This window comes from Streptomyces sp. NPDC031225, assembly GCF_055570355.1.
In genome coordinates, this window is the sequence record NZ_JBVIHJ010000003.1 from 216,133 (window position 1) to 240,693 (window position 24,561).

The 24,561-nt window shown below is 71.0% G+C and carries 24 protein-coding genes; 10 read left to right on the forward strand and 14 right to left on the reverse strand.

What is annotated here, in order from left to right; translation table 11 throughout:
- Positions 1–39: 39 nt before the first annotated feature.
- Entirely contained in the window at positions 40–771 is a 732-nt protein-coding gene (locus ACZ48Z_RS06485; protein WP_468734664.1) for a TetR/AcrR family transcriptional regulator, read from the reverse strand.
- Positions 772–953: 182 nt separating this feature from the next.
- On the opposite strand from ACZ48Z_RS06485, the gene ACZ48Z_RS06490 reads away from it, so the two are divergent.
- From ACZ48Z_RS06490 to ACZ48Z_RS06505, 4 genes are all read left to right on the forward strand, one after another.
- Positions 954–2,780: an FAD-dependent oxidoreductase gene (locus ACZ48Z_RS06490; RefSeq protein WP_468734865.1), complete on the forward strand. Its 1,827-nt coding sequence runs from the start codon at positions 954–956 to the stop codon at positions 2,778–2,780.
- Positions 2,781–2,940: 160 nt separating this feature from the next.
- Positions 2,941–4,254, forward strand: a complete 1,314-nt coding sequence (locus ACZ48Z_RS06495; protein ID WP_468734866.1) for an MFS transporter — start codon at positions 2,941–2,943, stop codon at positions 4,252–4,254.
- A 135-nt stretch (positions 4,255–4,389) separates the two neighbouring features.
- Positions 4,390–4,614 (forward strand): LexA family protein, encoded by a 225-nt coding sequence (locus ACZ48Z_RS06500; protein ID WP_468734665.1) that lies wholly within the window; start codon positions 4,390–4,392, stop codon positions 4,612–4,614.
- Entirely contained in the window at positions 4,611–4,919 is a 309-nt protein-coding gene (locus ACZ48Z_RS06505; protein ID WP_468734666.1) for a hypothetical protein, read from the forward strand. Before ACZ48Z_RS06500 ends, ACZ48Z_RS06505 begins: the two co-directional genes overlap by 4 nt.
- 53 nt (positions 4,920–4,972) lie before the next feature.
- Here ACZ48Z_RS06505 and ACZ48Z_RS06510 read toward each other — a convergent pair whose 3' ends face one another.
- On the reverse strand, positions 4,973–5,308 hold the full coding sequence (locus tag ACZ48Z_RS06510) for a hypothetical protein (protein WP_468734667.1): 336 nt from the start codon (positions 5,306–5,308) through the stop codon (positions 4,973–4,975).
- A 149-nt stretch (positions 5,309–5,457) separates the two neighbouring features.
- Positions 5,458–6,153 carry a type 1 glutamine amidotransferase domain-containing protein gene (locus tag ACZ48Z_RS06515; protein WP_468734668.1) on the reverse strand — a complete coding sequence of 232 codons (696 nt, stop codon included), beginning with the start codon at positions 6,151–6,153 and terminating at the stop codon, positions 5,458–5,460.
- A 385-nt stretch (positions 6,154–6,538) separates the two neighbouring features.
- On the opposite strand from ACZ48Z_RS06515, the gene ACZ48Z_RS06520 reads away from it, so the two are divergent.
- Entirely contained in the window at positions 6,539–7,273 is a 735-nt protein-coding gene (locus tag ACZ48Z_RS06520) for a maleylpyruvate isomerase family mycothiol-dependent enzyme (RefSeq protein WP_468734669.1), read from the forward strand.
- Between the two features lie 95 nt (positions 7,274–7,368).
- Here ACZ48Z_RS06520 and ACZ48Z_RS06525 read toward each other — a convergent pair whose 3' ends face one another.
- Positions 7,369–7,749, reverse strand: a complete 381-nt coding sequence (locus tag ACZ48Z_RS06525) for a MarR family winged helix-turn-helix transcriptional regulator (RefSeq protein ID WP_468734670.1) — start codon at positions 7,747–7,749, stop codon at positions 7,369–7,371.
- 87 nt (positions 7,750–7,836) lie between these two features.
- On the opposite strand from ACZ48Z_RS06525, the gene ACZ48Z_RS06530 reads away from it, so the two are divergent.
- Both ACZ48Z_RS06530 and ACZ48Z_RS06535 read left to right on the forward strand, forming a co-directional pair.
- Entirely contained in the window at positions 7,837–9,324 is a 1,488-nt protein-coding gene (locus ACZ48Z_RS06530) for an MFS transporter (RefSeq protein WP_468734671.1), read from the forward strand.
- 74 nt (positions 9,325–9,398) lie between these two features.
- Positions 9,399–9,686, forward strand: a complete 288-nt coding sequence (locus tag ACZ48Z_RS06535) for a DUF6332 family protein (RefSeq protein ID WP_468734672.1) — start codon at positions 9,399–9,401, stop codon at positions 9,684–9,686.
- Here ACZ48Z_RS06535 and ACZ48Z_RS06540 read toward each other — a convergent pair.
- From ACZ48Z_RS06540 to ACZ48Z_RS06550, 3 genes are all read right to left on the reverse strand, one after another.
- Positions 9,647–10,312 (reverse strand): response regulator, encoded by a 666-nt coding sequence (locus ACZ48Z_RS06540; protein ID WP_468734673.1) that lies wholly within the window; start codon positions 10,310–10,312, stop codon positions 9,647–9,649. The two genes, ACZ48Z_RS06535 and ACZ48Z_RS06540, sit on opposite strands and share 40 nt — an antisense overlap.
- Entirely contained in the window at positions 10,309–11,544 is a 1,236-nt protein-coding gene (locus ACZ48Z_RS06545) for a sensor histidine kinase (protein WP_468734674.1), read from the reverse strand. The genes ACZ48Z_RS06540 and ACZ48Z_RS06545 overlap by 4 nt, the downstream gene beginning before the upstream one ends.
- An 82-nt stretch (positions 11,545–11,626) precedes the next feature.
- On the reverse strand, positions 11,627–12,322 hold the full coding sequence (locus ACZ48Z_RS06550) for a TetR/AcrR family transcriptional regulator (RefSeq protein WP_468734675.1): 696 nt from the start codon (positions 12,320–12,322) through the stop codon (positions 11,627–11,629).
- A 145-nt stretch (positions 12,323–12,467) separates the two neighbouring features.
- Here ACZ48Z_RS06550 and ACZ48Z_RS06555 point away from each other — a divergent pair, with 145 nt between their 5' ends.
- Positions 12,468–12,917 carry a nitroreductase family deazaflavin-dependent oxidoreductase gene (locus ACZ48Z_RS06555; RefSeq protein ID WP_468734676.1) on the forward strand — a complete coding sequence of 150 codons (450 nt, stop codon included), beginning with the start codon at positions 12,468–12,470 and terminating at the stop codon, positions 12,915–12,917.
- Here the strand turns inward: ACZ48Z_RS06555 and ACZ48Z_RS06560 are convergent.
- Positions 12,907–14,175: a geranylgeranyl reductase family protein gene (locus ACZ48Z_RS06560; protein ID WP_468734677.1), complete on the reverse strand. Its 1,269-nt coding sequence runs from the start codon at positions 14,173–14,175 to the stop codon at positions 12,907–12,909. The two genes, ACZ48Z_RS06555 and ACZ48Z_RS06560, sit on opposite strands and share 11 nt — an antisense overlap.
- Positions 14,176–14,308: 133 nt before the next feature.
- Here ACZ48Z_RS06560 and ACZ48Z_RS06565 point away from each other — a divergent pair, with 133 nt between their 5' ends.
- Together ACZ48Z_RS06565 and ACZ48Z_RS06570 are read left to right on the forward strand one after the other, a co-directional pair.
- Entirely contained in the window at positions 14,309–15,664 is a 1,356-nt protein-coding gene (locus ACZ48Z_RS06565; protein ID WP_468734678.1) for a M20/M25/M40 family metallo-hydrolase, read from the forward strand.
- A 260-nt stretch (positions 15,665–15,924) separates the two neighbouring features.
- Positions 15,925–17,028, forward strand: a complete 1,104-nt coding sequence (locus ACZ48Z_RS06570; RefSeq protein ID WP_468734679.1) for a protein kinase family protein — start codon at positions 15,925–15,927, stop codon at positions 17,026–17,028.
- Here ACZ48Z_RS06570 and ACZ48Z_RS06575 read toward each other — a convergent pair.
- The 6 genes from ACZ48Z_RS06575 to ACZ48Z_RS06600 form a co-directional block, all read right to left on the reverse strand.
- Positions 16,929–18,050: an ABC transporter ATP-binding protein gene (locus ACZ48Z_RS06575; protein ID WP_468734680.1), complete on the reverse strand. Its 1,122-nt coding sequence runs from the start codon at positions 18,048–18,050 to the stop codon at positions 16,929–16,931. The two genes, ACZ48Z_RS06570 and ACZ48Z_RS06575, sit on opposite strands and share 100 nt — an antisense overlap.
- Positions 18,047–19,123, reverse strand: coding sequence for an ABC transporter ATP-binding protein (locus ACZ48Z_RS06580; protein WP_468734681.1), 1,077 nt, complete (start codon positions 19,121–19,123; stop codon positions 18,047–18,049). Before ACZ48Z_RS06580 ends, ACZ48Z_RS06575 begins: the two co-directional genes overlap by 4 nt.
- A gap of 29 nt (positions 19,124–19,152) precedes the next feature.
- Positions 19,153–20,145 carry an ABC transporter permease gene (locus ACZ48Z_RS06585; RefSeq protein ID WP_468734682.1) on the reverse strand — a complete coding sequence of 331 codons (993 nt, stop codon included), beginning with the start codon at positions 20,143–20,145 and terminating at the stop codon, positions 19,153–19,155.
- Positions 20,146–20,217: 72 nt separating this feature from the next.
- Positions 20,218–21,885 (reverse strand): ABC transporter substrate-binding protein, encoded by a 1,668-nt coding sequence (locus tag ACZ48Z_RS06590; RefSeq protein WP_468734683.1) that lies wholly within the window; start codon positions 21,883–21,885, stop codon positions 20,218–20,220.
- 80 nt (positions 21,886–21,965) lie between these two features.
- Positions 21,966–22,997: an ABC transporter permease gene (locus tag ACZ48Z_RS06595; RefSeq protein ID WP_468734684.1), complete on the reverse strand. Its 1,032-nt coding sequence runs from the start codon at positions 22,995–22,997 to the stop codon at positions 21,966–21,968.
- Positions 22,998–23,364: 367 nt separating this feature from the next.
- On the reverse strand, positions 23,365–24,405 hold the full coding sequence (locus ACZ48Z_RS06600) for an NUDIX hydrolase (RefSeq protein WP_468734685.1): 1,041 nt from the start codon (positions 24,403–24,405) through the stop codon (positions 23,365–23,367).
- Positions 24,406–24,561 lie beyond the last annotated feature (156 nt).

Genomic DNA, 24,561 nt, shown 5'->3' on the forward strand with positions numbered 1-24,561 from the left:
GGTCCCCTCACCCTCGCCAGGCCAGGACGGCCCGGCAGATCAGCCCGGTCGGTGGCGTGCGAGACCCTCGATCATCAGGGTGAGGGTGAAGTCGAACCGGTCATGGCCCTCACCGGCGGTGAGTTCGGCGGCGTGGCGGGTGGTGTGGGGGAAGCTGTCGGCCGGCAGGGCGGCGAGCCGGTGCAGCAGTTCATCGCGGTCGACGACCCATGTGCCGTCATCGTGTGCCGATCGCTGACGCGCGACGGACACCTCGAGGCAGTAGGCGGCCACGTACAGCAGGAGGGCGTCGACGGTCCAGGCGGCGGCCTGCGGGGCGGCGCCGCCCGCGAGCAGAAGGGCGAGCATTCCCTCGCTGACGCGGAGGACCTCCAGGTCACTGGGGGCCATGGCGAGCGCGGCGCGGGAGATGCCGGGGTACTTCAGATACTGGTCACGCATCTGGGCACACACGCCACGCACCTGCTCCCGCCAGGCCGCGGGGTCGGGTCCGGGCAGGAACAGTTCGCCGCACAGCCGCCCGATGAGCAGCTCGTCGAGGTCGGCCTTGTTGACCACGTGGGCGTAGAGCGAGGCGGGTCCGGTGTCGAGCGCGGCGGCCAGTCGGCGCATGGTCAGGGCCTCGTAGCCCTCTGTCTCGATGACGCCCAACGCCGTGTCGACGACCTGTTCCACGGTGATCGGGACCGTGCGGCGCCGGGACCTGGGGGCGACTGCCGCCCCGGGATTCGGCGGCTGGTGACGCGCCGCACGTCGCTCTCTCGGGTTCACCCCGCCATCATAACTTGACACGAACAGCGTTCGTTTGTAGAACACTGTTCGTGACAGTGGACATGAACCAGGACGCGCACCAGAACACGAAGCAGGACCTGAACCAGGCCTCGAACCAGGCCGCGGACCAGGACCCGAACCAAGCCGCGAACCGGAGCTCGGACCAGGACTCGATCCAGACCGTGGACGTGACCGTGGTCGGAGCCGGTCCGGTGGGCCTCACACTCGCCGCGGAGCTGGCGCTCGCCGGGGCGTCGGTGCAGATACTCGAGCGACGCACCGAGCCGGACGAGGCGATGAGGGCACAGTCGGTCAACGTGCCGACAGCGGAGGCACTCGATCGCCGGGGCCTGCTGCCCGCCGCCGAAAAGGTGCAGCGGGAGGTACTGGAGCGGATGGGGTCCTTCGCCCGCACGGCCGCCGACCGAGCACCCGGCGCCGACAACGGACCTCCCAGCGACGACCGGCGAGCACCCGAGTCCCGGTTCACCGGGCACTTCGCGGGAGTGGTCCTCGATCCCGACCTCGTGGACTGGTCCGATCCCGACCTCGCCGCACACACCGCCGCCGCCGGAGCACGGTTGGTGCCGCAGCCCCAGCTGGAGGCGCTGCTGGCCGGCCATGTCACGCGACTCGGCGTCCCGGTACACCGCGGGGTGGAGGTCACCGCGCTCGACGACACCGGGGAGGGCGTCCTCGTCGGCACCTCCGCCGGTACGGTGCGTACCCGCTGGCTGGTCGGCTGCGACGGCGGACACAGCACCGTGCGCCGCCTCGCGGGCATCGCCTTTCCCGGAACCGACCCCGAACTCACCGGCTACCAGGCCGTCGTCGACATCGAGGACCCTTCGGTGCTCGCCGACGGATGGACGTGGACGCCCCGGGGGGCGTACCGCTACGGACCGCAGCCCGGGCGCGTGGCGACCCTGGAGTTCACCAGCCCTCCCACCGACCGCCCCCAGACTCGGCTTCGCCCACCCGGGGGCACCCCCATGACACCGGTCACCCTCGATGAGGTGCAGAACAGTCTGCGCCGTATCTCCGGGACCGATGTCACACTGACCGCGCTGCGTGCCACCCCGACCCGCTGGACCGACAACACCCGCCAGGCCGCGACCTACCGTTCGGGACGGGTACTCCTTGCCGGCGACGCCGCTCATGTGCACCCGCCGTTCGGCGGCCAGGGACTCAACCTCGGCGTCGGTGACGCGACGAACCTCGGCTGGAAGCTCGGTGCCGTGCTCGCCGGATGGGCGCCCGAAGGGCTCCTCGACACCTACGACGCCGAGCGTCGCCCCGCCGGCGCCTGGGTGCTGGACTTGACGCGGGCCCAGATCGGGGTGTTGCGCGGCGACGCCAAGTCGGCCGCCCTCCGGCAGATCGTCGCCGACCTGCTGAACACCCGGGACGGCACGACGTACGCGGTCAGGATGATCTCCGGCGTCACCCAGCGCGTGGACCTGCCCGGCGAGCATCCACTGGTCGGCCGGTTCGTCCCCGACCTGTGGCTCAGGGACGGGTCCCGCCTGGCCGACCACGGCCATGACGGCGGCTTCCTGCTGCTCGACCGCACGACGGACGGCACACCGACCCGCCTCGCCGCGGCCTGGGCGGGACGCGTGCACAGCGTGCGGGACGTACCCGACCCGCAGGTCGCGCATGACGCGGCCTGGGCGGGACGCGTGCACAGCGTGCGGGACGTACCCGACCCGCAGGTCGCGCATGACATGGATGACCCGCACGGTCCACATGACACGGGCCACCCGCACGACACGAGTGACGCGCACGACCCGAGTGAGGCGGATGACGCGACCGGCCCGAGTGAAGCGGAGATCGACCGCGCGATGCCGACGGGGCTGCTGATGCGCCCGGACGGCGTGGTCGCCTGGGCGGCCGACACCGTCGACCCCGCCGCCATCACCGGCCTCGAAGCCGCCCTGCGCCAATGGGCCGGACCAGCGTCGCCCGCCCTCGATCACGGGGAGACTCAGCTCAAGCGCCGGACGTGACCGATGAACTCCTCACCGCGATAAGGCAGTTGAGCTACGGCGAGGACCAGAGGATCACCGGACCGCCGCCGTCGCTCAACCGAACACCCTTGCCGACAATCGAGCGCCCACCTACGCTGACTTTGTGCCGCAGATAAACAAAGCCCGAACGCGCAGTGCCGTGCCGGGAAAACGCAGCGAACTCACCCGGCTCCGCATCGCCCTCACCGTCTTCTTCGCCATGGACGGATTCATCTTCGCCGGGTGGGTCGTCCGCATCCCCGCGATCAAGGAACAGACCGGCGCTTCCGCCAGCGCCCTCGGCCTCGCCCTGCTCGGCGTCTCGGCCGGTGCCGTGATCACCATGATGCTCACGGGACGCCTGTGCCGCCGTTACGGCACCCACCGGGTCACCGTCTTCTGTGCCGTCCTGCTCTCCCTCAGCGTCGCGCTGCCGCCGCTCACACACTCCGCGATGACACTCGGCGCCGTACTGCTGGTCTTCGGCGCGGCGTACGGGAGCCTCAACGTCGCGTTCAACAGTGCCGCGGTTGATCTCGTGGGCGCCCTGCGGCGACCCATCATGCCCAGCTTCCATGCCGCGTTCAGCCTCGGCGGCATGATCGGCGCCGGGCTCGGCGGGCTGGTCGCCGGAAGCCTCTCCCCCACCCGGCACCTGCTCTGCCTCACCCTGATCGGCCTGTCGGTCACGACCGTCGCGGGCCGGACCCTGCTGCACATCCAGCCACTGACCCCCGCACAGCGCACACCCCATACCCAGCCACCGGCCCCCGCACAGCACACACCCCACACCCAGCCACCGGCCCCCGCACAGCACACACCCCACACCCAGGCCCCGTACCCCTCGGAGGACGCCCCGCGACTCCACCCCACGCCCGCCCCGGAACGCACCCACCGGCAGCAGTCCACGGCCCGCCGCCCGGACGCCCGCACCCGGGGTCTCGTCATCACCTTCGGACTGATCGCCCTGTGCACGGCCTACGGCGAGGGCGCCCTGGCCGACTGGAGCGCACTGCATCTGCAGCACGACCTGGATGCCGCACCCGGCATCGCGGCGGCCGGCTACTCCTGCTTCGCGCTCGCCATGACGGTCGGCCGGCTGACCGGCACCCAACTGCTCGAACGGCTCGGCCAGACCCGCACCCTGGTGGGTGGTGGCACCACCGCCGCGCTCGGCATGCTGCTCGGCGCCCTCGCCCCGTCCGTCTGGGCGGCACTCCTCGGCTTCATGATCACAGGCCTCGGCCTCGCCAACCTCTTCCCCGTCGCCGTCGAACGCGCGGGCCGGCTGGCCGGACCCGACGGGGTCGCCATCGCCTCCACCCTCGGCTACGGCGGCATGCTCCTCGGCCCGCCGGCGATCGGTTTCATGGCCGACTGGTTCTCACTCCCCGCCGCCCTCACCAGCGTCGCGGTACTCGCGGCCGCCGCCGCGGCCATCGCCCTGGTGACCCGGGACTCGGCTGCGAGCTGACTCAGCCGAGCAGAACCGCCCAGCCCGCCGTCGCGGACGAACGGCGCAGGCGGGGTGGGACCGGATGAAGCGCATGGGACAGGTGTGGCGCATGTCGACTTGCCCCGTAAATCGAACACGCGATCTAATCCGAATATGGCGAACCACCGGGTCGACTACCTCACCAGCACCCAGGAGCAGATCCTGCGCTGCATCCGCGAGTCGATCGCCGAACGCGGCGAAGCCCCCACCGTGCGGGAGATCGGCGCACAGGTCGGCATGCGCAGCCGCTCCTCCGTGCACTACCACCTGGGGCGGATCGAAGCGCTCGGGTACATCGCCCGCGAGCCCCACAGAGCGCGCGGAATCAGACTCACATGACCGGCACCGCCCCTGACCCGCAGCGCTTCCACCTCACGGTGTCCGCCACCGGCCGCCCCGTCATGCACGGCTGGTGGTCCCGGGAGTCGACGGCCCGTGACAAGTTCCGCGACTGGATCGGCGCCTACGGCAGGATGCCGGACGCGCAGGTCGCACTGACCGAGTGCGCCGGTACCGACGAGCGTCTGCTGGCAAGCTGGCCCGAAGCAATGACCACGGCCGGGGCTGCGGGCACGGCTACGGCTACGGCTACGGCTACGGCTACGGCTGCCAAGAGTCCTCAGAGCACCGTGGCCACCCCGTAATCGCGCCCGGCCCCGGTCTCCGCACCCGCCGAGCGGCGTCATGACCCGCCCGATCACTCGGGCTGAGCCACCGCTTCCTTCTGCAGCTGCACGGCCGCCAGCAGGCTCAGTTTCGGCTCCGCCCGGCGCAGTGCCCGTACCGCCGCGACCGAGGCGATGTCGCCCGTGAAACCGGCGTCGGCCAGTCGGGAGCGGACCCAGCGGGCACGCAGCTGGGTCTCGGTGGCGGCGGCGGTGGACTCGACGAGCGCGAGGGCACGTTCCAGCCCCGGTCGCTCCGCGGGCGGGGCCTCGGTCAGCGCCTGCCGCAGGGCCGCTCCGATCACGTCCGCGTCCCGGACGAGCAGTACGAAGTTGTGCTTCTTGTTCAGTCCCGTGATTCTCGACATGCGGGTCATCGTGACGGTCATCTCCCGTCCCCGCCAAGCGACTTGAGCAGCCTCAGAGGCTCGGCGCCCACCTCTCGGCGAGGGGCCGGGCGATGCCGGCTGCCCGTGGAGAGGCCGGCCGCACCGGGGCGGCCCGCCTCTTCCACGGTTCAGCCCAGCTTCTTGAGGAGTTCGACGGCGAGCGGCGCGGAGGACGCCGGGTTCTGTCCGGTCACCAGGTTGCCGTCGACGATCACGTGCGGGGCCCACGGCTCGGCCTCGTCGACCTGTACACCGGCCTCGACGAGCCGGTCCTGGAGCAGCCACTTGGCCTTGTCGGCGAAGCCCGCCTGGGTCTCCTCGGCGTTGGTGAAGGCGGCCACGCGGCGCCCGGCGAACGCGTTGGTCCCGTCGGCCCGGGTGGCGGCGAGCAGCGCGGCCGGGGCGTGGCAGACGACGCCGAGGGGCTTGCCGCTCTCCAGGGCACGGGTGAGCAGCTGCCCGGAGTCCGCGTTGACCGCGAGGTCCTCCATCGGTCCGTGGCCGCCGGGGTAGAAGACGGCGGCGTAGTCGTCGAGGGTCACGTCCTCCAGTCGTACGGGCTGCTGGAGTTCGGCGGCCGCGGCGAGCACCCCGGCGATCCGGTCGGCGTTCTCCTGCCCGCCGTTGAGCTCGGCCGCGAGGCTGCCCTTGTCCACGGTCGGCACGACGCCGCCCGGAGTGGCCACGACGATCTCGTGTCCCGCGGCCTTGAAGGCCTCGTAGGGGGCGACGGCCTCCTCGGCCCAGAAGCCGGTGGGGTGCCGGGTGCCGTCGGCCAGGGTCCAGTGGTCGGCGCCGGTCATCACAAAGAGGATCTTCGACATGGTGAAACCGTAGTCCTGCCCTGTCACAGAAAGCCAATAAGGGGCTCGTGCGTCTGAGGGAACTGAGCACCGATGGCCCCGAGGGGCGCCTGGTACGGCAGCCGGCGGTCACTGCGCCGCATCCGGACGCGGCGAAGGCCGCGATCGCCGACGGCTCCGGCTTCATCGCGCTGCCCCGCCGGCCGCGCGCGGAGGAGCCTGCGTCGGACACGCCGGTCCTGCTCCACGCCCCCGCCGCTCGGTCCAGCGACACACGTTTCCCGGCCCAGCGGCACGGCACCTCGGGCAACCCGCACGTGGCGCTCGTCCGCGACCACCTGTTTCAGGCCGCCCACGACTGGATAACCCCATGGGCGTCGGGCACGGTGTCGGGCACACTCACCCCATGGAGACAGCCGAGTTCATCGAGGTCCTGGACCGGGAAGGCCTGCTGCTCGCGTCGGCCGCCGAGCAGGCCGGTACCGACGCCAAGGTCCCGACCTGTCCGGACTGGCAGGTGCGGGACCTGCTGCGGCACACGGGCGCGGTGCATCGCTGGGCGACGGCGTTCGTCGCCGAGGAACACACCGCTTTTCGCCCCATCGGCGACGAACCCGCCCTGGACGGCGAGGAGTTGCTGGCCTGGTTCCGCACCGGCCACCGCCGTCTGGTCGACACGCTCGGTTCCGCCGCGCCCGACGTGGCTTGCTGGCAGTTCCTGCCCGCGCCGTCACCGCTCGCGTTCTGGGCCCGGCGGCAGGCGCACGAGACGGCCGTGCACCGCTTCGACGCGGAGGCGGCGCGCGGCGGTGCCCCGACGGAGACCGTACGGGACTTCGCGGCCGACGGCATCGACGAGTTGCTGCGCGGCTTCCACGTCCGCACGAAGAGCCGGGTCCGCAGCCCCGAGCCCCGGGTCCTGCGGGTGCGGGCGACCGACACGGACGGCGCCGTGTGGACCGTACGACTGACCGAGGAGCCGCCCGCGGCGGAGTACGGCGATGCGGGGGACGCCGACTGCGAGGTGTCCGGGCCCGCCGCGCGGCTGTATCCGGCGCTGTGGAACCGGCTGCCGTTCCCGCGGGTGACCGGGGACGTGTCGGTCGCCGAGCTGTGGCGGGAGACGTCCGGCGTGGGCTGAAGCCTGTCGCCGCCTGCCCGCCTGCCCGCCTGCCCGCCTGCCATGCGACGTCATGCACACCCTCCGGGCGAACGAAGGGAGTGGCACGCCAAGCCCTAGGACGGTTGCAACATCCTTGTGAGGACCGCGCGTTGCAGCGGCAGGGCGTCGCCGTGCAGCGTGCGGCCTTTCGACGTGAGTGACACCCGGACGCCCCGCCGGTCCTCCGCGCACATCCCGCGCTCGACGAGGCCGTCCTTCTCCAGACGGGCGATCAGCCGGGACAGCGCGCTCTGGCTCAGATGGACCCGCTCGGAGATCTCCTGGACGCGGTAGGCGCAGCCGTCGTGGGCGAGGACGTCCAGCACCTCGAAGTCGCTGGCGCACAGGCCGTGTTGGTTCAGGGCGCGGTCCAGTTCGCACTGCGTGCGCGCGTGCAGCGCCAGGATGTCCCGCCACTGCTCCGCGAGCGCCTGCTCGGGCTTCTTCGCCACCATGCGCGGCACCGTAGCAGAGAAGGTGGATTATTGCATCGGCATTAAATGCACTTGCATTCGATGCATACGCATGTAGTGTTCTGGGTCATGACCTCTCCGCTCACCACCCCGGCGGCCGCGTCCTCGGCGGTCCGCTGGACACCTCGACTCTGGGGCACCCTGCTGGTGCTCTGCGCCGCGATGTTCCTGGACGCGCTGGACGTGTCGATGGTCGGCGTCGCACTGCCGTCCATCGGTTCCGACCTGGGCCTTTCCACCTCGGCGCTGCAATGGATCGTCAGCGGCTACATCCTCGGCTACGGCGGTCTCCTGCTCCTGGGCGGCCGGGCCGCCGACCTGCTGGGCCGGCGCCAGGTCTTCCTGGTGGCCCTCGGCGTCTTCGCGGTCGCCTCGCTGCTGGGCGGCCTCGTCGACTCGGGCCCGCTGCTGATCGCCAGCCGTTTCATCAAGGGGCTGAGCGCGGCCTTCACCGCGCCGGCGGGCCTGTCCATCATCACCACCACGTTTCCGCAGGGCCCGTTGCGCAACCGCGCGCTCTCCATCTACACCACCTGCGCCGCCACCGGATTCTCGATGGGCCTGGTGCTGTCCGGCCTGCTCACCGAGGCCAGTTGGCGCCTGACCATGCTGCTGCCCGCGCCCATCGCCCTCATCGCCCTGATCGCGGGCCTGAAGCTGCTGCCGCGCAGCGCCCGCGAGAAGGACCACAACGGCTACGACGTCCCCGGCGCCGTCCTCGGCACCGCTTCGATGCTGCTGCTGGTCTTCACCGTCGTACAGGCTCCGCAGTCCGGCTGGGCCTCGGCCCGCACACTGCTGTCCTTCCTCGCCGTGGCCGTACTGCTGACGGTGTTCGTGCTGGTCGAGCGGCGTTCACCGGGACCGCTGATCCGGCTCGGCGTGCTGCGCTCGGGCACCCAGATCCGCGCCCAGCTGGGCGCCATGGCCTTCTTCGGCTCCTATGTGGGCTTCCAGTTCCTCGTGACCCTTTACATGCAGACGCTGCTCGGCTGGTCGGCGCTGCACACCGCGCTCGCCTTCCTGCCCGCGGGCGCGCTGGTGGCGGTGTCCTCGACGAAGGTCGGCTCGATCGTCGACCGGTTCGGCACCCAGCGGTTGATCCCTGCGGGCTTCGCACTGATGGTCGTCGGGTACGCGCTGTTCCTGGGTGTCGACCTCGACCCCGTGTACGCCGCCGCGATCCTGCCGTCGATGCTGCTCATCGGCGCCGCCTGCGCGCTGGTCTTCCCCTCGCTCAACATCCAGGCCACCAACGGCGTCGAGGACCATGAGCAGGGCATGGTCTCCGGTCTGCTCAACACCTCGGTACAGGTCGGCGGTGCGATCTTCCTGGCGGTGGTGACCGCGGTGGTGACCGCGGGCGCCCCGGAAAACGCCACCCCGCAGGCCGTTCTCGACAGTTACCGCCCCGGCCTGGCCGTGGTCACCGCCGTCGCCGCGGCCGGGCTGCTGATCACCCTCACGGGACTGCGCACCGCGCGTGGCCCGCAGCAGACCGTCGTGGTCGCCAAGTCCACTGTGCAGGAGGCGGAGCGCGTCACCGTACGCGACTAGGGGGACGCCTCCGACACCGGGTGTCCGGCCGAGCACGCTTGCTCCGCCGGACACCCGGCTGTGAGACTTCGGGGATGGACACCTACGGGGGACGGCGTGACCAGGCCGAGCGGGATGCCATCACCGTCGAGATCGGATACGCGCTGTGCAGTGCGCTGTTCGCGGCAGCCGTGCTCTTCGGGGCCGTGGCAGGCCCGGCGCTCCTGTTCGAACTGCCGGGCGCCGTCGAGACGTTGCTGCTGCGCGTCGGGGCCGCGCTCGCACCCGCGGTCTTCCTCGCGCGCGTGATCAGCGTGCTGGTGCGGTTCCGCCGGGAGGGCGATCAGCCCAGCCAGCCCGGTCGCACCAACCCCGACTCGTAGGCCAGCACGACGAGTTGGGCGCGGTCCCGGGCGCCCAGCTTCACCATCGTGCGGCTGACATGGGTCTTCGCGGTGAGGGGGCTGACGACCAGGCGGCGGGCGATCTCCGCGTTGGACAGGCCGATGCCGACCAGGGCCATCACCTCCCGTTCCCGCTCGGTGAGTTCGGCGAGGACGCCCTCGGCCGCGGGCTCCTTGGAGCGGGCCGCGAACTCGGCGATGAGACGGCGGGTCACACCCGGTGAGAGAAGCGCGTCACCGTCGACCACGGCCCTTACGGCGCGCAGGAGTTCCTCGGGTTCGGTGTCCTTGACCAGGAAGCCGGAGGCGCCGGAACGGATCGCCTCGAAGACGTACTCGTCGAGTTCGAAGGTGGTGAGCATGACCACCCGCACATCGCGCAGCGCGACGTCCTCGGTGATGCGCCGGGTCGCGGCGAGGCCGTCGAGCAGGGGCATCCGGATGTCCATCAGCACGACGTCCGGCCGCAGTTCGCGCACCTTGCCGACCGCCTCCGCGCCGTCGGAGGCCTCCCCGGCCACCTCGATGTCCGGCTGTGCGTCGAGCAGCGCCCGGAACCCGGCGCGCACGAGCGACTGGTCGTCGGCGAGCAGTACGCGGATCACCGGTCGTCCTCCTTGGCCTTCACCTTGAGCGGCAGTACGGCGAGCACCCGGAACCCTCCGTCGGGACGCGGCCCCGCCTCGATCGTGCCACCGAGCGCGGCGGCCCGCTCCCGCATTCCGGCCAGGCCGTTGCCGCTGCCGCCCGCGTCGGCGCCGGTCCCCGGTCCGTCGTCGTCGATGCCGAGCCGCAGCACACCGCCGCCGTGATCGAGCCGCACGCGCGCGTGCCGGGATCCCGAGTGCCGTACGACGTTGGTGAGCGCCTCCTGGACGATCCGGAAGGCGGCGAGGTCCGCGCCGGGCGGCAGTGCCGGCGCCGTTCCCTCCACCTCGACCGTGAGGCCCGCGCCCGCCGCCTGGGAGACCAGCTCGGGCAGCCGGTCGAGGCCCGGCGCGGGGGCGCGCGGCGCGTCACCCGGGGTGCGCAGGGTGTCGAGCACCTGGCGCACCTCGCCGAGCGCCTCCTTGCTGGCGGCCTTGATGGTGGTGAGCGCGGTGCGGGCCTGCTCCGGGTCGGTGTCGAGAAGGGCGAGGCCGACGCCGGCCTGGACGTTGATGACGGAGATGCTGTGGGCGAGCACGTCGTGCAGTTCGCGGGCGATGCGCAGCCGCTCCTCGTCGGCGCGCCGTTGCGCGGCCCGGGCCCGCTCGGCGCGCTCCCGGGCCCACTGTTCACGCCGGGTCCGGGCCAGCTCCGACACGGCGACGATCGCGACGACCCAGGCGGCGATCACGCCTTCCTGCCCCCAGGGAGCGGCCGGGTCCGCGGTCGGCGGCAGCCACTGGTAGAGCCAGTGGGCCACCAGGACATGCCCGGCCCAGAGCATTCCGAGCGCGGTCCACGCGGCCTTGCGGTGCCCGGCCACGACGGCGCTGAAACAGGCGAGGGCGACGGTCAGGAAGACGGGCCCGTAGGGATACCCGGCCCCGAGATACAGCATCGCGGCAGCCGCCGTACCGAAGGCGACGAGCACCGGGCGCCGATGCCGCCACAGCAACAGCCCCGATCCGATCACCAGCAGCGCCCGTGCGAAGGGATCGAGTGCGGCCCGGCCCACCTGCTGGTGGGCCGCGTAGTTCGAGCCCCCGAGCACGAAGAACGTGAGCAGCAGCGTGGACGCCCACGGCCACCGGGCCGCCCGCTCCCGGTCCCCCGGGCGCGTCCACCAGGGCGGTCCCTGCCGCCACCATCGCGGGTGCCCGGCCCCGCGTACGCGCTGCTCACCTTCCATGACGGCCACGCTAGACGCCCCGGCCCGGCCCGGGCGTCCCCCCGGCGTGGCGATCACGCGTACTCCCCGCGAAGTACGCCGGTCACCGCCGGCGCAGTCCCACACTCCGCCCCAGTTGACGCACCGCGTGCCGGAAGAACGGCTCCCGGTCCTCCACGACCTGGTTGAACTGCCCGAAGAGCTCGAAGCCGACCAGGCCGAAGAGCTGGGCCCAGGCCGCCACGAGGGGCGCGGCCACCTCGGACGGCAGGTCGGGAGCAAGGTCGGCGGCCATGCGGACCGACTCCGCCCGGAGGTCCTCGGGGACCGCGGGCAGATCCGCGAGGCCCGGGCCCAGGTGGGCGTCGCGCACGATGCCGATCAGGAGGAGGCCGATGCGGGCGGCGGGCGGGACGGTGGTCTGCGGTGCGGTGTAGCCGGGGACGGGAGAGCCGTAGATCAGGGCGTACTCGTGCGGATGGTCGTGCGCCCAGCGGCGTACGGCCTCGCATGTGACGACCCAGCGCTCCAGCGGGCCCTGCCCGGCGGCGGTCTCGTGCGCCCGTTCCGCGCTCTCGCCCAGGGAGTCGTACGCGTCGATGATCAGCGCGGTGAGCAGGTCGTCGCGGCTGGGGAAGTAGCGGTACAGCGCCGAGGAGACCATCCCCAGCTCACGCGCCACGGCCCTCAGGGAGAGCTTCGCCGCGCCCTCCGCCATGAGCTGTCTGCGCGCCTCGTCCTTGATGGCGGCGGTGACCTCGATCCGGGCTCTGGCGCGGGCGCCCTGTGTAGTGCTCATACCCATCAGTGTCACACGAGACAGAGCAGTGCACACAAACGAGAGCACTGCTCTTGTCATGGAGCGTCCACTCGTGCACACTGAGAGCACGAAGAGAGCAGTGCTCACAAAAGTGAGCGGCGCTCGTACACGCCCTGGGGGTCACATGTCCACGCACGTCCAGAAGCCCGGATGGTTCACGGTCAACGTCCTCAACCGCAGCGTGGCCTGGATGACCCGCCGTGGTCTCAGCGTCTGGGGCTCACGGATCCTGGCCGTCCGAGGCCGCAAGAGCGGCGAATGGCGCACCACCCCGGTGAACCTGCTGACCGTGGACGGCGAGCAGTACCTCGTCGCTCCGCGCGGCCACGTCCAGTGGACCCACAACATGCGCGCGGCCGGCGGCGGCGAGCTGCACCTGGGCAAGAAGGCCGAGGCCTTCACCGCCACCGAGGTGACCGGCGAGGAGAAGGTCCCGCTCCTGCGCGCCTACCTCAAGCGCTGGAAGGCCGAGGTAGGCGTCTTCTTCAAGGGCGTCGGCCCCGACTCCCCCGACGCCGAACTCCTGCGCATCGCCCCCGACCACCCGGTCTTCCGCATCGTGCTCACGAAGTGACCTCGCCGCCGGCGGACTCCTCGGGGCGCGTGTCCAGCGCGGCCAGCGCCCGCTGGACCATCGGCCGGCCCCGGACCAGCTCACCCAGCGAGGTCGAGCCCTGGGTGATCTCCCTGAACGCGTTCCACGCGGGCCTGAAGCCCGTCAGCGCCGCGTGGAACAGACCGGGACGCCGCTCGAAGGCGGCCAGCATCCGCTTGCCGACGCTCATCTCGACACCGAGGCCCGCCTTGATCGCGAACGCGTAGTTCAGCGCCTGGCGCCGGGTGTCCACCGCGTCGTGGGCCTCCGCGATCCGTACCGCCCACTCCCCCGCGAGGCGCCCGGAACGCAGTGCGAAGGAGATGCCCTCACGGGTCCACGGCTCAAGGAGCCCCGCCGCGTCCCCGCACACCAGCACCCGCCCGCGCGAGAGCGGCGAGTCCTCGGCACGGCAGCGGGTCAAGTGGCCCGAGGAGATGCTCGGTTCGAACCCGGCGAGCCCGAGCCGCCCGATGAAGTCCTCCAAGTACCGCTTGGTGGCGGCGCCTTCACCGCGCGCCGAGATCACCCCGACGGTCAGGGTGTCCCCCTTGGGGAAGACCCAGCCGTAACTGCCGGGCATCGGGCCCCAGTCGATGAGGACCCGCCCCTTCCAGTCCTCGGCGACGGTCTCCGGCACCGGGATCTCCGCCTCCAGGCCGAGGTCGACCTGGTCGAGCTTCACCCCGACATGCGCGCCTATCCGGCTGGCGCTGCCGTCGGCTCCCACGACGGCCCGCGCGAGCAGCGTCTCGCCGCCCTGCAGGACCACCGCGACCGTACGCCGGTCCGGGACCGTCGAGCCGTGCTGCTCGACGCGCTGGACGGTGACGCCGGTCCGCAGTTCGGCGCCCGCCTTCTGGGCGTGCTCGACGAGCTGCTGGTCGAACTCGGGCCGGTTGATCAGCCCGAACAGCATCTGCCGGGAACGCCGGGTGCGGGTGAAGCGGCCGTTGTTCGAGAAGGTGACCGCGTGCACCCGGTCCCGGAAGGGCAGGTCGAAGCCGGGCGGCAGCGAGTCCCGCGAGGGGCCGATGATGCCGCCGCCGCACGTCTTGTACCGCGGCAGCTCGGCCTTCTCCAGCAACAGCACGCGCCGTCCCGCGACCGCCGCCGCGTAGGCGGCCGAGGCGCCCGCGGGTCCCGCGCCCACCACGACGACGTCCCACACCCGCTGGGCGTCGTCCCGCACGTCGTCCGCCGAAGAGTCGTCCGCCGAAGTGTTCTCGCTGCTCACGATGGTCTGCTGCTCCCGATCAAGCCGTTGCCGCACCTGTCTCCCGCATCCTACGGCGGGCCCGCGCCCACACCACTGTGGGAGGATCTACGGCACTCACAGGTACAACGTCGCACCCACAAGGAGCGTGCCCATGTCGTCGAATCCGGTCGCCGAGACCGTCGCCTCGCTGATGCCCACGGCGCGGGCGGAGCTCACCGAACTGGTGGCGTTCAGGTCGGTGGCGGACTTCGACCAGTTCCCGAGGAGCGAGAGCGAGGCCGCCGCCCGCTGGGTCGCCGACGCGCTCACCGCCGAGGGGTTCCAGGACGTGGACCTGCTCGACACCCCGGACGGCACCCAGTCGGTGTACGGCTACCTGCCCGGCCCGGAGGGCGCGAAGACCGTCCTGCTCTACGCCCACTACGACGTGCAGCCGCCGCTGGACGAGGCCGGCTGGACGACCCCGCCGTTCGAACTCACCGAGCGCGACGGGCGCTGGTACGGGCGCGGGGCCGCCGACTGCAAGGGCGGCGTGATCATGCACCTGCTCGCGCTGCGCGCCCTCAAGGCCAACGGCGGGGTCCCGGTCCACGTCAAGTTCATCGCCGAGGGCTCGGAGGAGCAGGGCACGGGCGGTCTGGAACGGTACGCCGAGCAGCACCCCGCGCTCCTGGAGGCGGACACCGTCGTCATCGGCGACGCGGGCAACTTCCGCACCGGTCTGCCGACGGTCACCGCGACCCTGCGCGGCATGACGATGATGCGCGTCCAGGTCGACACCCTGGAGGGCAACCTCCACTCCGGCCAGTTCGGCGGCGCCGCCCCGGACGCGCTGGCCGCGCTGATCCGCCTGCTGGACTCACTGCGCGCGAAGGACGGCTCGACCACGATCGACGGGCTGACCCCGGGAGCGGCCTGGGACGGCCTCCAGTACGACGAGGAGCAGTTCCGGGGGGACGCCAGGGTGCTGGACGGCGTAGAGCTGATCGGCTCCGGCACGGTCGCCGACCGCATCTGGGCCGCCCCCGCCGTCACGGTCCTCGGCATCGACTGCCCGCCGGTCGTCGGCGCCACCCCGTCCGTGCAGGCGAGCGCACGCGCCCTGATCAGCCTGCGGGTGCCGCCGGGCATCGACGCGGCCGAGGCGACCGGGCTGCTGCGGGCCCACGTGCAGACGCACACCCCGTGGGGCGCGCGGGTCAGCACCGAACAGGTCGGCCAGGGCCAGCCGTTCAGCGCGGACACCACCAGCCCGGCGTACGCGGCGATGGCCGACGCGATGGCCGTGGCCTACCCGGGCCAGGAGATGCAGTACGCCGGCCAGGGCGGCTCGATCCCCCTGTGCAACACCCTCGCCGCCCTCTACCCGCACGCCGAGATCCTCCTCATCGGCCTGAGCGAGCCGGAGGCCCGGATCCACGCCGTGGACGAGAGCGTCTCCCCGCAGGAGCTGGAGCGCCTGTCGGTGACGGAAGCCCTGTTCCTGCGCAACTACGCGGCGAGCTGAGCCGACGGCGCTGCTGTCGGCAGAAGGCCCTCGGCCGCCTTGAGTTCCAGTGGTCGTCGCGACACCCCGGTTCGAGGGGTGCGACGGACTTCGAGATCCGCGAGGACAAGAGGCCGGGGGCTGGTGGCCGGTAGCTGACCAAGCGGTGATACCGGGGTGTTCCACGTCGACCTGGCCCAAGCCCTGCGCTCGTTCGAGAAGTTGGCGGCTCTCGGGCCAAGCGTCGGGTGCTGCGGCCACGGCGGGCCGATCATGGGGCCATGGACTCCTCCGCGCGTCTGAACACCCACGCCGACACCGCCACCTCCCTGGCCCTGATGAGCGACCGCGGCCTCGCGGACCTCGTGGCGTCCGGCACGCCCGCCGGGACCGGGATCGGCGGGCAGGCCACTCTCCTGGAGGTGGACGGCGTACGGGTCTTCGTGAAGCAGGTGCCGCTCACCGACGCCGAACTCCACCCCGACAACGTCCGCTCCACCGCGAACCTCTTCGCCCAGCCGGCCCGCTGCCACTACGGCATCGGCGCGATCGGCAGCCCCGGCTTCGGTGCCTGGCGGGAGCTGGCGGCACACGAGATGACGACCAACTGGGTACGCTCCGGCCGCTTCCCGGGCTTCCCCCTGCTCCACCACTGGCGGGTACTGCCCCACGCACCGCGGCCGCTGCCCGAGGAACTGGCCGACGTGGAGCGGGCCGTGGCCTACTGGGGCGGCGGACGCGAGCGCATCGAGGCCCTGCGCACGGCCTCGGCGAGCCTGACCCTGTTCCTGGAGTACCTGCCGCACACGCTGCACGACTGGTTCTCCGCCCAACTACGCACACAGAACGCCGACTTCGCGTGCGCCCTCGTGGAGCAGGGCCTCGAAGCCGTCACCGGCTTCCTCCACGAGCAGCAACTCGTCCACTTCGACGCCCACTTCCGCAACATCCTCACCGACGGACGACGGCTCTGCCTGACCGACTTCGGACTGGCCTTGTCGAACCGCTTCCACCTCGCGCCGCAGGAACACGACTTCCACCACCGCCACCGCCGCTACGACCGCGCCTACGCCCTCTCCTACCTGGTGCACTGGCTGGTCGTCGACCAGTACGGCCTCGGCCGGGACGAACGCGAGGAGTTCATCCGCGCGTGCGCCGCCGGCCGCCGCCCCGAGGGGATCCCCGGGGCGGCGGCCGACCTCATCTCCCGGCACGCCCGACTGGCCGCCGTGGTCGGGGACTTCAACCGGCGCCTGGAGCAGGAGAGCAGGCTCGCTCCATACCCTCACGACGACGTCGACGCGGTGTCCCCCAGGGTGGTCAGCGCCGGATCGAGCACGATGTCGGCCGCGCGCGCCGCGACGCTCGGTTCCTCCGGGAAGTGACAGGCCGTCAAGTGGCCCTCGGTGTCACCCGCCACCCGCACCAACGGCGGCTCCGCTGTCGCGCACCTGTCCTGGGCCTTCCAGCAGCGGGTCCGGAAGCGGCAGCCGGACGGCGGATCGACCGGCGAGGGCACGTCCCCGGCGAGCCGGATGCGCTCGCGCCGCCCGGTGCCGTCGGGATCGGCCTCGGGGACGGCGGACAGCAGGGCGTGGGTGTAGGGGTGCCGGGGCCGGGTGTACAGCGTCTGCCGGTCGGCGACCTCGACGATCTTGCCGAGGTACATCACCGCGACCCGCTCGCAGAAGTGCCGTACGACGGCCAGGTCGTGGGCGATGAAGACGAACGCGATGCCGAACTCCCGCTGGAGGTCCTGGAGCAGGTTGACGATCTGCGCCTGGATGGACACGTCCAGCGCCGACACCGGTTCGTCGGCCACGATGAGCTTCGGCCGCAGCGCGAGGGCGCGGGCGATCCCGATGCGCTGGCGCTGGCCGCCGGAGAACTCGTTCGGGTAGCGGTTGTAGTGCTCGGGGCTGAGGCCGACCGTCTCCAGCAGTTCCTGGGCGCGCTTCTTGTGGCCCTGCGGCGGGTTGATGCCGTTGAGCCGCATCGGCGTCTCGACGATCGTGCCGACCGTGTGCCGGGGATTCAGCGAGGAGTACGGATCCTGGAAGATCATCTGGAGGTTCCGGCGGGCCTCCTTCATCCTGGCGGCGGGGGCGTGGGTGATGTCCTGGCCGTCGAACACGACCTTCCCGGCCGTCGGTTCCAGCAGCCGGGTGACCAGCCGGCCCGTGGTCGACTTGCCGCAGCCGGACTCGCCGACCAGACCGAGCGACTGGCCTGCGGCGACCGTGAAGTCGATGCCGTCGACGGCGTGCACGGCCCCGATCTGCCGCTGGAAGAGGATGCCCTGGCGGATCGGGAAGTGTTTGGTGAGGCCGCTGACGTCGAGCAAAGGCTCCCCGGCGGCGGGCTGAGTGGTGCTCACGGCATGCTCCTGTTCGTCTGCCGCCGTCACTGCGAGGCCCCGGTGACCGTACGACCGCGGATCTCTTTTCTCGTCTCCGGGGTGAGGTGGCAGGCGGCGAGGTGCCGGCCGGTGCCGGAGACGGCGAGCAGTTCGGGCCGGTCGCTCGCGCAACGCCCGTCGGGCACCCAGCCCTTGTAGGTGCAGCGGGGGTGGAAGGCGCAGCCACCTGGCGGGTTGATCAGGCTCGGCGGGGCTCCGGCGATCGGGTTCAGCCGCCTTTCGACGTCACCGGTGATCTGCGGCATGGACTCCAACAGACCCCAGGTGTAAGGGTGCTGAGGCTGTTTCAGGACGTCGCGCACGGTGCCGTACTCGATGCGGCGGCCGCCGTACATCACCAGGATGTCGTCGGCGATGTCGGCCACCACGCCCAGGTCGTGGGTGATGAGGATGACCGCGGAGCCGAACTCCTCCTGGAGGTCCCGGATCAGGTCCAGGATCTGCGCCTGGACGGTGACGTCCAGGGCGGTGGTCGGCTCGTCGGCGATGAGCAGTTCGGGGTCGCAGACCAGCGCCATGGCGATCATGGCGCGCTGCCGCATGCCCCCGGAGAACTGGTGCGGATAGTCCCGCACCCGCCGTTCGGGCTGCGGGATGCCGACGCGTTTCAGCATCTCCACGGCGCGTTCCCTGGCCTCCTTCTTCGTGACCTTGTGGTGGACCCGGTAGGCCTCGGCGATCTGGGCGCCGACGGTGAAGTACGGGTGCAGGGCGGACAGCGGGTCCTGGAAGATCATGGAGACCGTCCGGCCGCGCAGCGCGCGCATGTCGTGCTCGGGAAGGGAGACCAACTCCCTGCCGTCCAGGCGGATCTCCCCGGAGACGACGGCGCGGGTGCCCTTGTGCAGTCCGAGCAGGGCCAGCGAGGTGACCGACTTCCCCGAGCCGGACTCGCCGACGATGCCGAGGGTGCTGCCCTTCTCCAGGGCGAAGGAGACGCCGTCGACGGACTTGACGATCCCGTCCTCGGTGGGGAACTGCACACGCAGGTCCCGTACGTCGAGGAAGGGAGCGGCCGCGGAATCGACGTCCGCAGGGTTCGGTGAGGTCTGGAGGGACACAGGGCTTCCTTGCTGCGGTGAGAGGGGGCTCAGGCGAGGCGGACACGGGGGTCGACGAGGCCGTAGACCACGTCGACGACCACATTGGCGAGCACGACGAACGTGGCCGCGAAGAGCGTGGTGCCGAGGATCACCGGCAGGTCGGAGTTCTGCACGGAGTCCACGGCGAGCTTGCCGATGCCGTCGATGCCGAACACCGATTCCGTGATGACCGCGGAGCCTCCGATGAGCGAGCCGACGTCCATGCCGAAGATGGTGATGATCGGGGTGATCGCGGCCCGCAGACCGTGCTTGAGGACGACCTTGCCGGTGGACAGCCCCTTGGCCCGCGCGGTGCGCATGTAGTCCTCGGCGAGTACCTCCAGCATGGAGGAGCGGGTGAGCCGGGTGTACAGCGCGAGATAGACGATGACCAGGGTGGCCCAGGGCAGGATGAGGCCCTGGAACCAGGCGCCCGGGTCCTGGGTGATCGGGGTGTACCCGGAGGCGGGCAGGATCTGCCACTTGTCGACGAACAGGTAGAGCAGCAGCAGGCCGACGAAGTAGATCTGCACGGAGACACCGAGCAGGGCGAGTCCCACCGCGGCCTTGTCGGCGGCCTTCCCCCGGCGGACGGCGGCGACCGTGCCGAGGCCGACGCCCAGGAAGAGGAAGAGCACCGCGGCGCCGAGGCCGAGCGAGAGGTCCGCGGGGAAGTCCGACAGCAGGGTGGTCAGGACGGGGGTGTCGGTCTGGAAGGACAGCCCGAGACAGGGCGCCCCGCAGTGGACGCGCACGCTCTGGTCGCCGTAGTCCCGGCCGACGAACAGGCCCTTGAAGAACTCCCAGAACTGCGTCAGATAGCCCTGGTCGAGGCCGAGGGAGTGCCTGATCTCCGCCAGCCGGGACGGCGAGCACGTCTTGCCGCAGGCCAGGAGCGCTGGGTCGGAGGGCAGCGCGAAGAAGATGAAGAAGGTGATCACGGTGATCACCAGCAGGATCGCCGCTGCCGCCAGCAGGCGCCGGATGAGATAGCGAAGCATGTCGTGCTGGACCCTGACGTGAGTGGGGTGCCCGCCGGCCGGGGTGCACCGGCGGGCCTGCGGAGGAGGGCGTCAGTTCTTGACGTAGACGTGCACCAGGCTGGGCTCGGCGAGGATGGGGTCCGGGATGACCCCGCCGACCTTGGAGCCCGCCAGCTCACTGAAGTTCATGTACATCAGCGGGACCACGGCGGCGTCCTTCATGATCTGCTCGTCCAGGGCGCCGTAGGCGGTGTCGGCCTGCTTGACGTCGGTCATCTTGGCGATCTTGTCGATCTGCGCGTTGACCGCGGGGTCGTTCAGGTACGCCATGTCCTGGTTGGACTGCGGCAGTTTGGCGATCTGCCGTCCGTCGAACAGGACGGGCAGCACGGTGGAGGCGTTGGGCCAGTCCGCGATCCAGTCGACCCAGGTGAGGTCGTACTGGTTCTTCACGTTGTCGACGGTGCTGAAGTAGTTCGCCGCGTCGATCGGTGTGATGTTCACGGTGACGCCGATCTTTGCGAGCGAGGTCTTCACCGCGTCGGCGAAGTGCTCCTCGGTCGTGGTGTTCTCCACCGCCAGCGACATGGTGAGCTTGGGGTTCCCGGCCTGCTTCATCAGCGCCTGGGCCTTGGTGAGGTCGCCCGCGGGGTTGGTGCTGTAGAGGTTGAACTTCTGGTAGCCGTCGATGCCGGGGCTGATCATGGTGCTCGCGTAGTCGCCGTACGCCGAGCCGCCGAACGCGCCGCGGACGGTGGTCTTGTCGATGGCGTACTCGATGGCCTGACGCACCTTCAGGTCCCTGACCCGGGTGGTGTTGATGGCGAGGTAGTTGATGCCCGGGGCCTGGATCTTGTAGAGGCGCGACTTCAGGGACGGGTCACTGGAGATGGTCGTCAGGTCGGAGCCCGCGATCGGCCACTGCATGATCGAGGTCTGGGCGGTGCCGGCGTCGGACTTGATCTGCTGGTCGATCGCCGACTGGTCCTGGCCCAGCTTCACGTCGATCTCGTTGACGTTCTGCTGCCGGATCGGGTCGGTCGACTGCTTCCAGTGGGTGTTCTTGACGAGGACGACTTCCTTGTTCTTGGTGTACGACTTGATCATGTACGGCCCGTCGGACCAGACGTGTGTGTCGTACGTGGCCCCCGTGTCATGGGCCTTGGGCACCCCCGACCAGCCGGGCATGGCGGTCGTCTCGTTGAAGTCCGCGACGGGCTGGTCGAGTTGGAACACGATCGTGGACGCGTCCGGCGTCCGGATGGAGGCGAGCTCCTTGCCCGAGTAGGGCCCCTTGTAGGTGGAGCCGCCGACCAGCCACTGACTGGCGTACGGCGGACCGCCGTTGATGTCGGGCGAGAAGGTCCGCTCGACGCCGTACTTGACGTCCTGCGCGGTGACCGGCGTGCCGTCCTGCCACACCACGCCCTTGCGCAGGTGGAAGGTCCACACCGTGTCGCCCTTGCTGGGCGTTCCCGTGTCGGTGGCCAGATCGCCGACGAGCTTGGGCTGCGAGCCGGTCTCGTCCCATCCGGTCAGGGTGCGCACGATCTCCTGGTCCATGCTCGAACCCTCGGTCGTGTAGACGCGCTGGGGGTCGAGGTGGTCGAAGTCCGCGTGGTCGAGGACGGTCAGCGTGCCGCCCTTGGTCGGGGACCCGCTCCCGGTGGTGCTGGAGGAGCCCCCGCATGCGGTGGCCCCCAGGGCGATCGCCACGGCGGTGGCCGTGAGCGCGATCGTGCGCCTTCTGCGCGTCATGAGGTAACACTCCGTTCTTCTACGGCTCGGCGCAGGCGACCCGAACGGGGTCGTGAGCGCCGGTGTTGAGGGGGACCGCGTCAGCCTCGGGCCGCGCGGGGATCGAGGGCGTCCCGGACTCCGTCTCCGAGGAGGTTGAGACCGAGGACGAGGATCAGCAGCAGGACGCCGGGGACGAACAGGTACGTCGGGTCCTGGAGGAAGTACTGGGAGGCGTCCGACAGCAGCGCCCCCCAGTCCGGGTTGGGCGGGATGACACCCACCCCGAGGTACGACAGGGCCGCCTCGGTGGTGATGTTCTGCGGGACGGCCAGCGCGAAGGAGATCAGGACCGGCGCCCACAGGTTCGGCAGCAACTGCCGGAAGAGGATGTGCCACTTCCCGGCGCTCATGATCCGCGCGGCGTCGACGAACTCCCGCTCGCGCAGCGACAGGACCTGCCCGCGCACCAGCCGGGCGGTGTAGGCCCAGGCGAACACCGCGATGTTGAGGACGAGGACCAGCAGCCGGAGGTTTTCGTCGGTGCCTCCATGGCTGTCGGTCTGCATCGCGTTCTGGATGACCGGGGTCAGCGCGATGATGAACAGCAGCTGCGGGAAGGCCAGCATCACGTCCATGATCCGTGACAGCACGGAGTCGACCCAGCCGCCGGAGTACCCCGCCGCGAGGCCGGCCACGACACCGACGACGGTGGACAGCACGGCCGAGGCGAAGCCGACGAGGAGCGAGGTGCGCAGGCCGTAGACGATCCGGGCGAACAGGTCGTAGCCGGTGCCCGGTTCGACCCCCAGCAGGTGGGTGAGGCTGATCCCGCCCAGCGCCCCGCGCGGGAAGTTCCCGGTGTCCGGGTCGATCGCCCTGCCGTCGGGGGTGATCGGCCCCCAGCCGGTGATCGCGGTCAGGACCGGGGCCAGCAGTGCGATCAGGACGAACAGGACCGTGATCACGAACGCGGCCATGGTGACCTTGTCCCGTCTGATGCGCCGCCAGGCCATACGGGCGGGCGAACGCCCGGTGATGACCGTGCCGTCGCCGTGCGGGTCGGGCGCGGGTCCACCGGCGGCCTGTGTCGGGCCGGCGGCGGCGGGCATCGGCTGCTGTTGCGTCGTCATCGTGCGGACGTCCCGGGTATGTGCTGAGGCCGGCGCGGAGTTTTCGCCATCGCCGGCGGACGGGGTCTCGTCATGGGGCTGTTCCCTGCGGGAAAGGCGTCGGTCGCCGGCCGTTGTCGGCGCCGTGAGACTGAGCGGACTGTCGCAACACGCCGAGAGACCGGTCAAGACAGAAAATGACCGAAAAAGGGATTGTTTGCGCTCGTTGCCAAGTGTTGACGAGGGCGGGACATTCCATTAGCTCTGACGTGGAGGTATCGCGACGATTCCCTTGGCAGGTTCTCGCCCTCCGCTTGCCTGACCCGAACCTGGCCCCGGACATGACGGAGCCCCGCCGGCCCGGTGCCGGCGGGGCTCCGCACGCAGGTCAGCCGATCGGGATCCCGGCCTCCAGGTACAGCGCGGCCCCGCGTTCCCGGGCCCGCAACGCCCAGCGCAGCCGCTCGTAACGCACCGGCGGCAGCAACTCGGCCGCCTCCTCCTCGGTGGCGAAACACCAGCCGCGCAGCTCGGGCCCGGGCAGCAGCACCCGTCCCGCCTCCGTGGATCCGAGCCGGCCGCCGTCGAAGAGGAGGCGCAGTCCGCCGTATCCGGGAGGCGCGGGCGGCTCCCAGTCCACGACGAGGAGGCGCGGCAGGTCGTCCAGCTGGATGCCGGTCTCCTCGGCGACCTCGCGCACGCCGGCCCGGGCGGGTGCCTCGCCGGATTCGACGACGCCGCCCGGGAACTCCCAGCCGGCCTTGTAGGTGGGGTCGACGAGCAGCACGCGGTCGCGTTCGTCGAAGAGGAGGACTCCGGCGGCCACGGTCTCGGCGGTGGGCTCGGGAGTCTGCACGATGTCGCACACGGGCACGGTCCCGGCCCCGAGGGCCTGGGCGATGCGGGCGGCCGTCTCGTACGGGGTGAGCGCGCTGTTGTCGATCAGATGGGCGTCCGCGGTGAGCCAGGAGGCGAGGGCGGCCCGGTAGGGCTCTGTGTGGTCGTACGCCCACTGCCCCTGCCGTATCTCGCCGTCCGGTGGGTCCGGCGGGGTCTCCCGTTCGGCCGTCCGGGCACGCAGGATCGTTTCCGCCGGAGCGAGGAGAAGGTGCCGGACACCGATCCGGCGGGCGGCGAGGCCACCGAAGATCTCGTCGCGGTACTCCTGACGCAGCAGGGTCATGGGGACCACGAGGGTCCCGCCGAGTTCGGCGAGCATCGCGGCCGCCGTGTCGATCACCAGACGTCGCCAGATCGGCAGGTCCTGGAGGTCGCCGACCTCGGCGAGGTGCTTGGGCGGCAGCAGATGCACGACCGCTGCGCCGATGTCCTCGGGGTCGAAGAGCGTGCTGTTCGGGATCAGTTCGATCAGTTCCCGTGCGGCGGTGGTCTTTCCCGCACCGGACGCGCCGTTGATCCAGACGATCACGGACTCCCCCTCTTCTGTTTGGCCCCCTGTGGCTTGCCCGTTCCACCCTGCCACGGAAACCAGCCGCAGTTGAGGGCACACGAGCGCGGGGGGGGGGGGGCCCCGCCCGCAGGGGCTCTGCGTTTCGGTTCTTGCTGTGTGGAGACGCGCGGGGTG